Source organism: Dactylosporangium sp. NPDC051541, assembly GCF_044454505.1.
Taxonomy (GTDB): Bacteria; Actinomycetota; Actinomycetes; order Mycobacteriales; family Micromonosporaceae; genus Dactylosporangium.
This window is the reverse complement of the sequence record NZ_JBITDU010000006.1, coordinates 309,033-323,023: the sequence shown is the minus strand read 5'-3', so window position 1 is coordinate 323,023 and position 13,991 is coordinate 309,033. Positions and strand designations below refer to the sequence as shown.

The following is a 13,991-nucleotide window of genomic DNA, read 5'->3' as shown; positions in this document are numbered from 1 at the left end:
CCGGGTGCATTGGCACGAGCTTGCAATCGGCTGGACAGTGCGGTGTCAGATCTGCGTCTATCTGCACACGGCCTTGGCCCCGGACCTCGCCCGGAACACACTGAAAGGCGATTTGGGGGGCGGCATCATGGACTTCACGATCCTGGGGCCGACGGCTCTGGAAGCCGACGGACAACGCATTCCACTCGGCGCCGCGAAGCAACGCGGCATGCTCGCCGTGCTGCTCTATTACGCCGGGAAAAACGTTCGGGCCGACACGATTGCCGAATTCCTGTGGTCCGGGCCGGGCCCGTCGGACCGCCGGTCGAATATGTACGCGCTGGCCAGCCGAATTCGTGCCGCCCTGCACCGAGCCGGCCTCGACGACGCGTTGATGCGCTCGCCCGGCACGGGCGCGTATCGGCTCGACATCGAGCCGGACCTGGTCGACTTCCATCGGTTCAAGCGGCTGGTGGCCGGTGGCCGCACCGCCGCCGAGCAGCGGGACTTCCAGGCCGCGGCCGGCCTGCTCGGCGACGCCGTGCTCCTCTGGCGCGACGAGCCACTGGCCGACCTGCACACGGCCGCGGCCGAGCACCTCCGCGAGTCCATGACCGGCGCCCTGCTCGACGCCCGCAAGCTGCTGGTGACGAATCAGCTGCGGCTCGGCCGGCACCACCGCGCCCTCGCCGAGCTCGAGCCGCTCATGGGCGCCGGCGACCCCGACGAGACGCTGGCCCAGCTGTGGGTCGACGCGCTGTGCGCGGCCGGGCGCGACGCGGAGGCCCGCCACTACCTGCACGAGTTCCGGCGCCGGTTCCGCCGCCTGATGCGAGCCGATCCGGCCGTTATCATCCGGGCGCCAGCCCCAGCCCCAGCCCCAGCACCAGCACCAGCACCAGCACCAGCCTCGGCCGCGACGCCGGCCTCGGCCTCGGCCCCAACCCCGGCTTCGGCCGCAAGCCCGGTCGCGGCCGCAGCCGCGCCGCCCGCACAGCTGCCCAAGGACGTCAGCGACTTCACCGGCCGGCGCTCGCTGCTGGCCGACGTCGACGCACTGGTCGGCCCGGACGGCAGCGGCGTGGTCGCGCTGAGCGGCATGCCCGGCGTCGGCAAGACCACGCTGGCCGTCCACTGGGCACACCGGCAGCGGCACCGGTTCCCGGACGGCCAGCTCTACCTGGACGCGAACGCCTACGGCCCGGGCGCGCCGATCGACCCCGAGGACGCGCTCGGCCGGTTCCTCGAGGCCCTCGAGGTGCCCGCCGACGAGATGCCGGTAGGTCTGCAACGGCGCCGGAACCGGTTCAACCAGCTGCTCACCGGCCGCCGGATGCTCGTCGTACTCGACAACGTCCGCGACTCCGGCCAGGCCCGCCCGCTGATCCCCAGCGCCGAGGAGTGCCTGACGGTCATCACCAGCCGGGCCCGGCTGCGCGGCCTGAACGTGCACGAGGGTGTCCGCAGCATCACCGTCCCGCCGCTGCCCGACGCCGACTCCACCGACCTGCTCACCCGGGCCATCGGCGCGGGCCGCGCGGGCCGCGAACCGGACGCGGTCGGCGCTCTGGCCCGGCTGGCCGCAGGACTTCCCCTCGCACTGCGCATCATCGGCGAGCACGTCGCCGAGCGCCCCCGCGCCGCCGTGACCGACCTGGTCGACGAGCTCACCGCCCGGCTGCTCGACGCCGACGGTGAGGACAGCCTGCGCACCGTGTTCGCCTGGTCCTATCAGGCGCTGCCGCCGGGTGCGGCCCACCTCTTCCGGCTGCTCGGCGTGTACCCCGGCACCAGCATCAGCCCGGAGGCATCGGCCGCCATGCTCGGCACCGGCGTCGCGACGGCCGAGGCCCTGCTGGACGTCCTGGCCAAGATGTGCCTGATCAACCACGACACGGCGCGCCGGTATCGCGTGCACGACCTGCTCCGCCGCTTCGCCGCCGACCGTGCGACCGAGGTCGGTGTGGCCGACGCTCTCCGCCGGCTCCTGGACTGGCTGCTCCTGAGCGGCGTCAACGCGGTCCAGGTCCTGGCCCCCGACCGCGATCCGGTGCCGGACCTCCCGGTCGCGAAGGCGGTCCGCCCCCGGGTGTTCGCCACCGACACCGAGGCCATGGCCTGGTGCGAGGCCGAGCGCGAGAACCTGGCCGCGGCCGGACTGTGGGCCGGGCGGCACGGCTTCGACCGGCACGCCTGGCAGCTGCCCGAACTCCTCGTGGAGCAGGCCTGGCGCCGCGGCCGCCAGGACGAGCTGCTGCCGTTGCTGCAGTCCGCGCTGGCCGCCGCCGAACGCGACCGGCACCCGGACGCCCGGCTCGGCACCCTGAACAACATCGGCGCCGCGTACTTCGCCCGGCACGACCACGACCGGGCCACCGCGAGCTTCGAGCAGGCCCTGGAGCTGGCCCGCCGGCTCGGCCTGGCCGAGGACGAGCAGATGTGCCTGCACAACCTCGCCGCCATCCACCTGGCCCAGGGCGACGCGGCCGGGGCGGCCCGCGTCCACCGGGACGTGGCCCGGGTGTGCCGGGACCTCGGCAACCCGATGGGCGAGGCCGCCGCCCTGCACCGCCTCGGCGACGCGCTGCGCCGGCTGGGCGAGCCGGCCGAGGCGGCCACCCACTACCGGGCCGTGCTCGAACTGCGTGAGCGCACCGGCTCCCGGCCCGGTCAGGGCACCACCCACCGCGCCCTCGCCGTCGTGTACCTGGAGCTGGACCGCCCCGATCGGGCCCTGGGCCACGGCGAGCGGGCCGTCGCCATTCACCGCGACACCCACGATGACCCCGGGCTCTGCGACGCGCTCATCACCATGGCCGACATCCACCGCCGCCTCGGCCGGATACGGCTGGCCCGGGACGCCGCCGAACGGGCCGCGGCGCTGAGCGCGGACCTGGCCGACGACCAGCGCCGGACCGAGGCACAGGCCCGGCTCGAGCGGATCGGCTCGTAGCATGGGACCGTGCGCAGCGACGAGCTCGTCCGGGTCGCCGGCGCGGTGGTGGACGTCGCCGTGCCGGCGCGGCCGGGCCGGGTGGCGGGGGTCGGCATGGCCGGGTTCCGCAGCACGGCGGCGGCGCCGATCGACCTGCGGATGATCCCCTACCCGGCGGTCACCGTGTTCTTCGACTTCGGTGACGCGCTGCTCGTCGATGACGCCCGTGGTCTGCGGCGGCGCGGGCGCAGTGTCGTGCTCGGGATGGGGCCGGGACGGCTCCGGGGGTACGGCCAGGACGTCGAAGTGCTGCAGGTGCGGCTCTCGCCCGTGGCGGCACACGCGGTGCTCGGGGTGCCGGGTGGGGCCGACGGGCCCGGGGCGGCCGTGGTCGGGCTGGACGAGCTGTGGGGGCCGGACGCCGGGATCGTCCGGCGGCGGCTGCGGGACGCCGGGTCGTGGGACGAGCGGTTCGCGGTCATGGACGATGTGCTCGCGCGGCGGTGGGAGCCGGAGCGCGGGATGGACCCGGAGGTCGCGCACGCCTGGACGCGGATGGTGACGAGCCGCGGGCAGGTCCGGGTCGAGGGTCTGGCCGGCGAGGTGGCCTGGAGCCGGCAGCGGCTGTGGTCGCGGTTCCGGGCGCAGGTCGGGCTCACCCCGAAGCGGGCCGCCACGCTGGTCCGGTTCGACCACATCGCGCACCGGCTGGCCGCCGGGCACAACGCCGCGCGGGTGGCCGCCGAGGACGGCTTCGCCGACCAGTCGCACCTGTGCCGCGACGTCATGGCGTTCGCCGGGATGACACCGTCGGCCCTGGCGACCGCGCCGTGGCTGGCCGTCGACGACATCGCCTGGCCCACCGCGTACTAACTTTTCTCCAATACAGCCGGCGTCGGCCTGGCGATGCTGGCCGCTATGAACCGAGGCAGAGCCCCGCTGGGCACCCGCATCCTCCGGGACGGCCACGACTGGGAGGCCATGACCCACGAGCAGGTGATCGCCGCGCGGGACCGGGCCAACCGGGCCGCGGCGTCCCGGGCCGGGCGGATCGTCACCGGGTTTGCGGACCGGCGCGCCCGCATCGCGACGGTGCCGATCGAGCTCACCGGGCGGCGTCTGCCGCTGCGAGTACACCGGCCGAAGCGTTTCGCACCTGACCTGCCGCTGGTCGTGTCGTTCCACGGTGGCGGGTTCATCGGCGGCACGGCCGTGCAGAACGACTGGCTCAACAGTCGCCTCGCGGCCGGCCTGCCGGCCGTGGTCGTCGCGGTGGAGTACCGGCTCGCGCCAGTACACCCGCTGCCTCTGCCTGTCGATGACGGCTCCGAGACCCTCACCGCCATCGTCGCGGACGCGGCCGGTTGGGGCATCGACCCGGGAGCCGTCGCGGTCGTGGGCGAAAGCGCCGGCGGCATGATCGCCGCGCTCGTCGCTCTGCGCGCCCGCGCGGAAGGGCCGCCACTGCGCGCGCAGGTGCTGAACTATCCGGCCACCGACTGGACCGAGACGTGGGCCGACTACGCGTCGGTCGCCGAGCACGCCGACAACCCGACTCTGCCCCTGCCGCGGCTGCGGGCCGCCCGCAAGCTCAGCCTGCCGCCGGCGCTGGACCCACACACCGTGTCGCCGCTGAAGTTCGCGGACCTCGCCGGGCTGCCACCGGCGCTGATCGTCACGGCCGCGCTGGACCCGGTGGCCGACCACGGCCGTCGATACGCCGAGCGGCTCCGCGAAGCCGGCGTCGAGGCCCGGCTGAGCTGCTATCCGCGGGCGACCCACGCGTTTCTGAGCACGCCCGGCCTCGTCCCGGCGGCCCGCACCGCGCGCCGGGAGATCCTCGACTTTCTGCGCGGTCGCCTTCACTGAGCCGGTATCCGGGGCCGGGCCCGAGTGCGCGACAACGGCATCGATGGATGTATTGACATGGAACGAAGTTTCACGTGAGGTGATCGCAACCGCTCCAACGAGTGTTTGGAGAACCGCGTGAAACGTTCGATCGTGCTCGCCGCGGCCGGGCTCATCGCCCTGACCCTGATCCCGCTGGGCAGCTCCCCCGCCGCCGGCGGCCCGCTGCCCGACCCGGCCGTGGCCGTCGACGGCAACCTGCTCGCCAACCCGTCGTTCGACGTCGGCGACCAGGCGCTGCACCCGGTCGGCTGGACGATGACGAAGACCGGCGCCAACGACGCGATCCTCATTAGCACCGAGGCCAACCGGCACGGCGGCTGGGAGGCGCTGCGGGTCACCGACGCCACCGCCGCCGACAACATCTACATCCGGCACTACGTCAGCGCCTACGCCGACGTGAGCTACACCGCCAAGGCCTGGTTCAAAGGCGCGTCCGGCACCGAGGCCTCGCTCTACCTGGAGTTCTACGACGCCACCAACACCCGGATCGGCGTCGCCCAGACCACGCCGGCGTTCAGCACCTCGTGGCAGCAGGCGTCGGTGACACTGACCGCGCCCGCCGGGACCGTCCACGCGGCCGTGCTCATCTACAGCGGTACCAATGTGCAGGGCGTCACCTATGTCGACGAGGCCTCCCTCGTGGCCGCCGCGCCGGCCTACACCGCGGCACTGGGCACCACCCGCGAACTGTTCACCGACGACTACCGCATCGAGTCGGCCGTCAACGTCGGGCGCAAGGTCCACCCCGCGGTGAAGCGGGCGACGCCGGTCATCGTCCCGGACAAGCCGTGGGAGAGCAGCGACTACATCTACGGCTCGGTCATCACCGGCAGCCCTGGAGCGGCCTACAAGATGTGGTACACGTGCTACAACGCGACGCTGGCCTACCTGCTGTGCTACGCCACGAGCACCGACGGCATCACGTGGACCAAGCCCAACCTGGGGCAGTACGACTATCAGGGCTCGACCGCGAACAACATCGTCGGCGACAAGGGCGGCACCGTCATCTACGACGCCGCCGCCACCGACGCCGGCCGGCGGTACAAGATGCTCACCTTCATCGCCGCCGACGCCACCCACGCGACCCTCGGCTACTACGCGTTCTTCTCGCCGGACGGCATCGTCTGGACGCAGTACGGCACCACCCCGGTCCTGCCGTATGGCGACGTGTCCAACGTGGCCCTCGACGCCGCGCACGGCCGCTTCATCGCCACCACCAAGCAGCGCACCGTCGACATCTCCGCGTCGCCCGGCACCAACGACCGCATGGCCTGGGTCTCGACCAGCACCGACTTCCTGACCTGGACGACACCGCGGATGGCGGTGGAGGGCGACTACCGCGACGACGAAGCGGCGCGCGGCACGGGCGGCCTGGAGGCACAGGTCTACGGCATGCCGGTGTACCCGTATGAGGGCGTCTACCTCGCGATGCCCTGGATGTTCACCATCATCGACAGTGGTGCCAACAACGCCGGCAGCGGCCCGATCGTCCCCCAGCTGGCCACCTCCCGCGACCAGAACCTGCTGCGCTGGTCCCGCCCGGCCCGCGACCCGATCCTCCCCCTCGGCGACCAGGGCGCCTGGGACGACTCGATGATCTTCACCTCCAGCACCATGCAGACCACCGCGACCACGGTCTCGGTGTACTACGGCGGCTTCAACGTCGACCACGGCGGCGGCCCCACCCAGACCGCCAAAATCAACCAGGCCACCTGGCGCCGCGACGGCTTCGTCTCCCTCCGCAACGCCGGCGACGACCCCGGCACCGTCACGACGAAGGCGATCACCTACACAGGCAGCACTCTGCACCTCAACACCGACGTCTTCGCCGGCGGCACGGTGAAGGTCGAGCTCCTGAACTCCTCCGGCACCGTGGTCGCGACGTCCAACCCCATCACCGGCGACCAGCTGGACGCGGCGGTGACGTGGGCGAGCGGCGCGTCCCTGTCCAGCCTGGCCGGCCAGCAGGTCAAGCTCCGCTTCACCGTCGACGGCGGCGACCTGTACTCGTACTGGATCGCCTGACCGCATCTCCTTCGGGCGCTGGTGGGGATGTGCACCACCAGCGCCCAGCGCCACGTTCATGGGCTCATCAAACGCCGGGGCGCATAAGGCGGGCGTTAGGACTTTTGCTTATGCCGGCCTTATGTCGCTACCGGTACCGTTCCAAACTGTCGAACAGCAGGTCGAGCGTGAACGCGAACTCGACCCCGCTGTCGCACCAGCCCAGTGTCGGGTCCGCGGCATCGTGCAGCTCGGCGGCGACCATGGCGGCCACATGCGGCATTGTCTCCGCCATCGCCGCCAGCTGCTGCTCGTCCAGGTCGCCGTCGGCGGCCGGCCCGAAGGTCTCCTGCACGAACCCGAGCGGCATGCTCCCGAACGCGTGCAAGGCCCGGTGCGCGATGCGGTAGGAGAAACCGGCCTCGATGAGGCTGGCCAGGATCAGCTCGTAGTACGCGAACACACTCGGCGGGATCGCCCGCCCCGGCCCGAGCAGCCCCGGCGCCCACGGATGGCGCAGCATGACCTCGCGGGCGGCGAGAAACCATCCGCGCAGCGTCACCCGCCAGTCGCCGGCGAGCGGCACGGCCCGAGTCGCGGCCACGACCTCGGCGAGCACGGTCTCCAGCAGCCCGTCGAGCAGGCCGGTCTTGCCCGGCAGGTGGTAATACAGCGACATCGCCTCGACACCGAGCTCGGCCGCGAGCCGGCGCATGGTCAGCTTCGCGATGCCGTCGGCGTCAGCCAGCCCGACCGCCACGACCAGCACCCGCTCGCGGCTGAGTGGTTCCCGTTCCCGCACACCAGTCCCGTTCTGCCGTCCTTGCGCGCCGACCCTACACGCCTTACAGTGTAAGGCACCTTACGTTGTAAGGCCGAAAACCAAGGGGTGTTGGTACTGTGCAGACGCTGACTCGCACCGCCCGCCAGACCGGCCTGCTGTACCTGGGCCTGGCCATCACCGGCGCACTGGGTTTCCTGACCATCCGCCCGATCCTGTTCGCCGACGGCGACCCGGCCGCGACGCTGGCCAACCTGGCCGAACACGACCTCCTGGCCCGAGCCGGCATCGCCCTGGAACTCGGCGTGGTCCTCACCCAGGCCCTGACCGCGGCCTGGTCCTACCGCCTGTTCCGCACCACCGACCCGGTAGCCGCCGCCGGCATCGCCGCGTTCGGCCTGGTCAACGCCGTGGCCATCCTGGGCAGCACGGCCGCCCTGGCCACCGCGGCCGACGTCGCCCAGCAGCACGTGGGCGACGCCGCCGCCGGAGTGCAGACGCTGTACCTGCTCAGCGCCAACTGCTGGGCGGCCGGCAACCTGTTCTTCGGTCTGTGGCTGATGCCGATGGGCCTGTGTGTACTGCGCTCAGGCTGGATGCCCCAGACACTGGGCCGCCTCCTGATAGCCGGCGGCTGCGGCTACGTCATCGCGGCGTTCGTGACATTCCTGCTCCCCACCGCCGACCTGGCGACCACCCTCCTGGCCGCACCGGCGAGCATCGCGGAGTTCTGGATGATCGGCTACCTCCTGATCCGCGGCGCCCGCCAGCCGGCCACCCCCCACCCAGCCGACCTGCCCGCCCAGAGCTGAAGCTAGACGCCGGCCTTAGCTCCTTGCCCGCTTTCCGCCGCCGGATCAGATCGAATCGTCGAGGTGCTCATCCCAGACCACGGCCGCCTCGGGGTGAGAGTCGACGCCGGCCCGGAACGCCGCCCCGAGCCCGCAGCCGGCCGATACGGCACGGCGACCGTCAACGCCACCCCGGCCGCCCCATACTCGACGCCTTCGACGATGAGCGCATCGAACTTCCCGGCGTCGAGGTCGACGTAGCCATCAGCGACGAGCACGGCCCGCCGCGCACCCGCCTCGTTGGCGTCGAAGGCGTCCCGCCCGGTGCTCCCGACAAAGACGGACATCGCTGCACACCGAATACCAACAAGCCCCGATGGATGAAGCCGGGATCGGCACAGACCGACCTTCGATCGGCGCGGCGCGCGACCGGGCGGCTCACGGTTCGCGCACTGCATCACATGCTCGGCGCGAACATACAGGTCACTGTGATGGTGGAGCGGACGATGCACAATGCGAACCGGTCGATCATGGTTGCTGGCTGACCTATTGCAGGCATCGCCGCGCGACGGTATCGCCGGCAGAGTGGGACTACCTAACGATCCTTAAGGAGGCGTCACCGGTTGGAGAGCATACCGCGCGCTCAAACGGCATCCGAAGCGATCAGGTCGTCAACGGCGAGCTCGACGCCGGCGTATGGGACGGAGATACGTTCACCGTGAAGGTACTCGACTCGGGTTCGATAGCCCGTCGCGATGGGTCCAGTGTGTTCGTAGATCGCCTCCTGAGTGATCACCCAGTAGACGGCATAGCCGGCCTGGCCATACAGCCTGGCCTTGACGTTCAGGTCCTGAATCGTGGTCTCGTCAGCTACCTCGACAACCAACAACACATCGGATGGGCCCCACACCGACAGCCTCGATCCGATGGTCCCGACCGGCTCCGCATCGGCCCGTCGCACCCAGCAGTCAGGATCGGGCAACGAACCCCCGGTAGGCAGCGTCGCCGTTGTCACCCGAACCCCGGTCCGGGGCAGCAATGCCAGCACCTGGCCAACCGTGTCACCATGCCAAGATCCGATCACCACTGGCCAGATCTCTCCCTCGACGAGTTCCACCCGGTGGTCGAAAGCCCTGGCTTCCCAGGCACGAACGAACTCGCTCTGGCTCCATCGGTACGCGAGCGCGGGCTGAGTCATGGACCCAAGCTTACCAACCAGCAAGACTCCCAACGCACGCCGCGAGAGCCAGCCACGGCACCCGTGACTCGCAGCCGGTACTCAGTCTGCCTCGACGCGAGCACTGACGGCGCAGCGACGCCGCATGCAGCCGGGCGCTGCCAACGTGTCGATGCGCGCCCACCGCTTGCGCGCCACCTCTTGTCGGACATTCGTCAAATACGATGTATTGCGAGGAGGAGCCCGTTCGAAGGATCGACCGGCAAGGAGGGACTCATTGACTGGCCCAACTCGGGAACAGGCCGTGGACGCCTACCTTGCCGGGGTGTGTGACGGCATACCCGGTGCGGGCGGATGGGGAGCAGTGCTCCGCTACGGCACCCATGAGAGGGAGCTTCACGGCGGCGAGTCCGCGCCGACGACGGTCCGTCTGATGGTCGGAACGGCGGCGATCGAGGCGCTCGAACGGTTGACCAGACCCGTTGCCGTGCGACTGCACGCCGCGAGCACTACAGCGTCGACTGATCTCGTCGATACCGCCTTCCAGCAACGCCTCAACACGGCTTCGCAGCCCCACCGGGTGGAGTGGGTTTCAGTCGCCGCCGAGGGATCGACCCCGATGATCGCACGAGCGAAAGTTTTAGCGCGGCAAGGAATGCTCAGCGTCATCCGGCACTCCGACACTCGATGCGTCCATGACCTCATCCTCGACCAATGTTGGCGATGTCGACCCCGGCCGACCGGCTTCCCGGCCCGCGTTGCGATCACGTCAGGCGGCGCCGTCTTCCACCTCAGCGAAGGCTGCCGAGCTCTCCATGAGGCTGGCGGCAGGTCGAACGACGCGGCGGGACTCGGGGCGACCTGACCTGGGTGCCAACCGCCGACGCACTCGCCGCCGGGCGTGGGAGTTGTGAAGTGTGCTGCGTCCAACTCGATCTACATTGACTGACGTACGCCACCTGGAGCGGATGACGCACCGTCGCCGGTGAAAACGACGCCGGAGGGCTGATAACGCGTGCGTTCCGCCCGCCTCCGTCGCGACCAGCACATCAGACACGGACCTAAGATTGCATAAGGTGCTGGCACGAGTGGGACCGCATCACACCGTCGAGTTCATCGACGTGGGAAAGGTGAACTCGGCCCGGCCAACCACCAGCAAACCACGTCTGCCTGGACCAGGGCGCAGCGCTGTGAGCGTGGGAGCCGGTGAGCTGGCAGCGTCAGCGCAGCCAGTGGTCGCTACGCCGGCCTGACGCACCAAGCGGCCGTTGCGAAAGTCCACCGCAGTCGATAGAACCATACGGCGGCCCATCGCCTGGGTGAGCACAACCCTCAGCTCCAAGACGATGCCCACGCGGGCCAGGCCGGCGTGCCCGGTGATGTTGGCTACGGTAGCGGCCGGGTGCCGGCAGCGAACAGCATCGGCCGGACGATCAGAAACCAGGCCCCGAACACCACAGCAACTCGAGGGTCACGAGTCCTGCGCGAGATCGGCCGCACTCGCCCGGGACCAGGCCAGATCGAAGATTCGAAGACAGAAGTCGTACATCGGGCTCGGATTCTGGAAGACGACGCATGGCGAGTTGCGGCCGTGCTCGCGGGCGGAGTACGTGGTCAGGTATGCGACGCGGTCGGTGGCGATCACGCGGGCAAGGTGCGGGAAATCGTAAAGCCTGACCTCGACCTCCGGCCGGCCCCCGACGTGCGCGCGGAGGTAGTCCAGATTGGCCTGGACCTGGCGGCCGAGGAGACCCGTCCGAAAGGCGAGGTCGTGCTCGCCCACCTCCTGTTCACGCTGAACCAACCAGGAGTCGGGGGCACTGAGCGCATTGGGAAGCAGGATTTCGACTGGTACCGTGCCGGCGCGGCGGTTCCACAGGTGCACGAAGCTGTCGCGAGTCAACTCGTTGCCGCGGCTGGCGAAGACGCGGACCCATTTGGCTTGGCGAAGATCCGCGGCTAGCACCGCGTTCGCCTCGGACTGCCTGGGATACGTGTGGGTGACTCCGGTGCCGTTCAGCCGAGCGAGCCAAGTGATCATTCTCTGCCTGAGTCTTTTCGACGCGAGCCACGCGATTCCGGCTACCAGAAGGCTTGCGGCCAGCGAACTGAGCACTCCCCACACGAATTCCACCGGGCACCCGCCTCTCTTGTTCCTCTATTCTCGACGACTGTGCAAGAGGGACTTCCGCCTGGAGCAACGTCAGGCCTGACCTATCGGGAATTTCGCTCTCTGGTCGCCGGCCTGCCACGAACGCGAGAGACACGCCAGGCCCGGGCTGCTTTCCGTCGCCGCGGTCTCGGGATGTTTCGTGCACTGCCACCGCTTCCGCACCTCCTGTACCTGGCGGACAGGGAAGGGCGCCTGGTATGGGGATCGGCCGAGGCATTTGCCGTTATCGAGCCGCCGATTGCCCGCCGGGCCGACTGGAACAGGGCGATGAAGTGGCTGCCCAGACGTGTGCGGGCGCTCGGATGGCTGGCTCGGACTTGGCAAGTCATCGTGCCCTTCGGGCCGGCCGCGATCGGCTTGATCATTGCGGTCCCGCTTGCCCTTATCTCCTCGAAAGCCGCATGGATTGCGTTGTTACTGATCGTGGGAGGAGTCGGGCTTGTCGCCGCTGACATGGTCGTCGGGGTGGCGCGGCTCATCTGGTCGCTCTTCCGATCCACGAGGGCGGACATGTCCGACGACGACATCTTCGGCAATGAAGTGCGTGGTCATCACTGGACGATCACGTTCTTCCACGCGGTCGTCCCCGATAACGTCGATAGGCTCTGCACGGAGGCGTCCCAGCGGGCGCGGAAGTTGACCGAGACCTTCATGCCGGATGATCCGGCGTTCGGCTCGGGGTACGTAGGTGTGCGAGCCGAGAACTTCACCGGCGCTGATGTCCGGACACTGGCCGGCGAGCTGCCATCCCTTGAGTCGGTTCCACGCACCGGCTGGTTCGTCATCGGCGCCACGAAGCATTTTGAACGACCTGACCATGATGCCGTCCGGCCGTTGAGTGGCATCCGGCTCATCCTTCTCGCCACGCTCGCCGCGCTGGGTGTGTCGGCCCTGGTCGTGGCCTCGTTCGAGCGTCAGGCTTGTTCGGCCGAGGGACTGTGGATCCCGGCCGGTGACCTTCGTCAAGGCGCTGGCGTGGATCGCCAGACACATCTACTTCCAGTTTCCATCACCGGCGACGGCGCCGTCCCAGATCATCGGGGTGCTCGTCACGATTCTCGTGCCGGTCATGGCGGTATCCGTCGTCATGACCCTGAAATGGCGTATCCGATACCAGCGGGCACGAAGGGATCTCATGTACAAGGCTGTCGAGCGGATGGCATCCGGGCCGACGGTGGCGATCGTGGTCGTCAACGAGACCGAGTGCGGGGCCGTAGAGGAGGCCTTCGCCGCGCGAGCACCCGGGTTGATACCCAAGCCGGGCAAGGCCGGCGCGAAGGCCGTGACCCTGCTCGGAACACACGGTGGGGCAAGAATCGTTCTCGCGCAAAGTGAGCAAGGCACGGTCGGCGCAGGTTCGATGCCCTGGACAGTCGACAATTTGATCAAGCATCTCGATCCGGCGTTCCTGGTGCTCACCGGAGTCTGTTACGGGCTCAACGCCCACGACCTCGATGGCGGAGATCAGCGGCTGGGTGACGTCGTTGTCGCCACTCAGCTGTGCGCTGTCGATCACCGGAAGCTGACCACCCGCCCCGACGGTTCGCAATACGAAATCAATCGCGGGCCGCGCACGGAGGCAACAAGCAATCTGCTCAGCCACGCCCGCACGCTCGGGCGGCACCGCATACCGAAAGTCCACTTCGGCCACATGCTTTCGCTGAACACGCTGGTGAACAGCCGGGAAGAACGCGCAAGACTGCAAGCCCTGAACGAAGAAGCGGTCGCGGGCGAAATGGAAGCAGCCGGTCTCTACGCGGCCGCCGAGCAGGCCAAGTGCGACTGGATCCTCGTCAAGGGCATCTCCGACTGGGGCATACAGAAGACGGACGACCACCAGTCCCGGGCAGCCCGCCACGCTGCGGACTTCGTCGCCGACTTGATCGCCCAGATCGACCCAGGCGCCGCCGCGAGCCCGCACTGAGCGACCCAGGCGCCGCCGCGAGCCCGCCCAGATCGACCCAGGCGCCGCCGCGAGCCCGCACTGAGCGACCCGAGCCCACCACGGCGGAGCGCGAGCGCAAGGGAGGCTCCTACTCCCTTCAAGCGATCCGCCACGATGCTCGCTGAGTAACGTCCAGCGGTTGGCTCACGACAGGAGGCCGCCACCTGATACCGAGACCGTCGCCGTCGACCGCCGCATCTCGGCATTCGAGTCGCGCACCCTCGACGATTCGACAACCGGCGAATGGGGTAAGACACCCCAAACAGGAGACGATCGCACTAGAGGCCCGAAGAGA

Annotated in this window: 12 protein-coding genes; 7 read left to right on the top strand and 5 right to left on the bottom strand. The window is 69.6% G+C overall.

Features of this window, described 5'->3' with window-relative positions; all coding sequences use genetic code 11:
- Positions 1 to 127: 127 nt before the first annotated feature.
- From ACIA8L_RS28070 to ACIA8L_RS28055, 4 genes are all read left to right on the top strand, one after another.
- The gene (locus tag ACIA8L_RS28070; protein ID WP_395909456.1) at positions 128 to 2,932 is read left to right on the top strand and encodes an AfsR/SARP family transcriptional regulator; all 2,805 of its coding nucleotides are present in this window, start codon (positions 128 to 130) and stop codon (positions 2,930 to 2,932) included.
- Positions 2,933 to 2,941: 9 nt separating this feature from the next.
- Entirely contained in the window at positions 2,942 to 3,787 is an 846-nt protein-coding gene (locus tag ACIA8L_RS28065; RefSeq protein WP_395909455.1) for a helix-turn-helix domain-containing protein, read from the top strand.
- Between the two features lie 45 nt (positions 3,788 to 3,832).
- Positions 3,833 to 4,783: an alpha/beta hydrolase gene (locus ACIA8L_RS28060; RefSeq protein WP_395909454.1), complete on the top strand. Its 951-nt coding sequence runs from the start codon at positions 3,833 to 3,835 to the stop codon at positions 4,781 to 4,783.
- A 117-nt stretch (positions 4,784 to 4,900) separates the two neighbouring features.
- The gene (locus ACIA8L_RS28055; protein ID WP_395909452.1) at positions 4,901 to 6,850 is read left to right on the top strand and encodes a hypothetical protein; all 1,950 of its coding nucleotides are present in this window, start codon (positions 4,901 to 4,903) and stop codon (positions 6,848 to 6,850) included.
- Positions 6,851 to 6,977: 127 nt separating this feature from the next.
- On the opposite strand, the gene ACIA8L_RS28050 is transcribed toward ACIA8L_RS28055, so the two are convergent.
- Positions 6,978 to 7,631, bottom strand: a complete 654-nt coding sequence (locus tag ACIA8L_RS28050; RefSeq protein ID WP_395909450.1) for a TetR family transcriptional regulator — start codon at positions 7,629 to 7,631, stop codon at positions 6,978 to 6,980.
- A 98-nt stretch (positions 7,632 to 7,729) separates the two neighbouring features.
- Between ACIA8L_RS28050 and ACIA8L_RS28045 the strand changes: the two genes are divergently transcribed.
- On the top strand, positions 7,730 to 8,422 hold the full coding sequence (locus tag ACIA8L_RS28045) for a DUF4386 domain-containing protein (RefSeq protein ID WP_395909449.1): 693 nt from the start codon (positions 7,730 to 7,732) through the stop codon (positions 8,420 to 8,422).
- A gap of 2 nt (positions 8,423 to 8,424) precedes the next feature.
- On the opposite strand, the gene ACIA8L_RS28040 is transcribed toward ACIA8L_RS28045, so the two are convergent.
- Both ACIA8L_RS28040 and ACIA8L_RS28035 read right to left on the bottom strand, forming a co-directional pair.
- Positions 8,425 to 8,748: a hypothetical protein gene (locus tag ACIA8L_RS28040; protein WP_395909448.1), complete on the bottom strand. Its 324-nt coding sequence runs from the start codon at positions 8,746 to 8,748 to the stop codon at positions 8,425 to 8,427.
- A 296-nt stretch (positions 8,749 to 9,044) separates the two neighbouring features.
- Positions 9,045 to 9,599: a Uma2 family endonuclease gene (locus ACIA8L_RS28035; protein ID WP_395909447.1), complete on the bottom strand. Its 555-nt coding sequence runs from the start codon at positions 9,597 to 9,599 to the stop codon at positions 9,045 to 9,047.
- Between the two features lie 283 nt (positions 9,600 to 9,882).
- Between ACIA8L_RS28035 and ACIA8L_RS28030 the strand changes: the two genes are divergently transcribed.
- Complete coding sequence (locus ACIA8L_RS28030; RefSeq protein WP_395909445.1) at positions 9,883 to 10,443, top strand: hypothetical protein; 561 nt, start codon at positions 9,883 to 9,885, stop codon at positions 10,441 to 10,443.
- Positions 10,444 to 11,049: 606 nt separating this feature from the next.
- Here ACIA8L_RS28030 and ACIA8L_RS28025 read toward each other — a convergent pair.
- Together ACIA8L_RS28025 and ACIA8L_RS28020 are read right to left on the bottom strand one after the other, a co-directional pair.
- A complete protein-coding gene (locus ACIA8L_RS28025; protein WP_395909444.1) occupies positions 11,050 to 11,712 on the bottom strand; it encodes a hypothetical protein in 663 nt (220 codons plus the stop codon).
- Positions 11,713 to 12,165: 453 nt separating this feature from the next.
- Complete coding sequence (locus ACIA8L_RS28020) at positions 12,166 to 12,717, bottom strand: hypothetical protein (RefSeq protein WP_395909443.1); 552 nt, start codon at positions 12,715 to 12,717, stop codon at positions 12,166 to 12,168.
- Here ACIA8L_RS28020 and ACIA8L_RS28015 point away from each other — a divergent pair.
- On the top strand, positions 12,704 to 13,675 hold the full coding sequence (locus ACIA8L_RS28015) for a hypothetical protein (RefSeq protein WP_395909442.1): 972 nt from the start codon (positions 12,704 to 12,706) through the stop codon (positions 13,673 to 13,675). The genes ACIA8L_RS28020 and ACIA8L_RS28015 overlap by 14 nt on opposite strands.
- Positions 13,676 to 13,991 lie beyond the last annotated feature (316 nt).

Coding starts and splice junctions, on each gene's coding strand:
- ACIA8L_RS28060 (WP_395909454.1), top strand. CDS start 3,833: ATGAACCGAGGCAGAGCCCCGCTGGGCACCCGCATCCTCCGGGACGGC.
- ACIA8L_RS28035 (WP_395909447.1), bottom strand. CDS start 9,599: ATGACTCAGCCCGCGCTCGCGTACCGATGGAGCCAGAGCGAGTTCGTT.
- ACIA8L_RS28070 (WP_395909456.1), top strand. CDS start 128: ATGGACTTCACGATCCTGGGGCCGACGGCTCTGGAAGCCGACGGACAA.
- ACIA8L_RS28040 (WP_395909448.1), bottom strand. CDS start 8,748: ATGTCCGTCTTTGTCGGGAGCACCGGGCGGGACGCCTTCGACGCCAAC.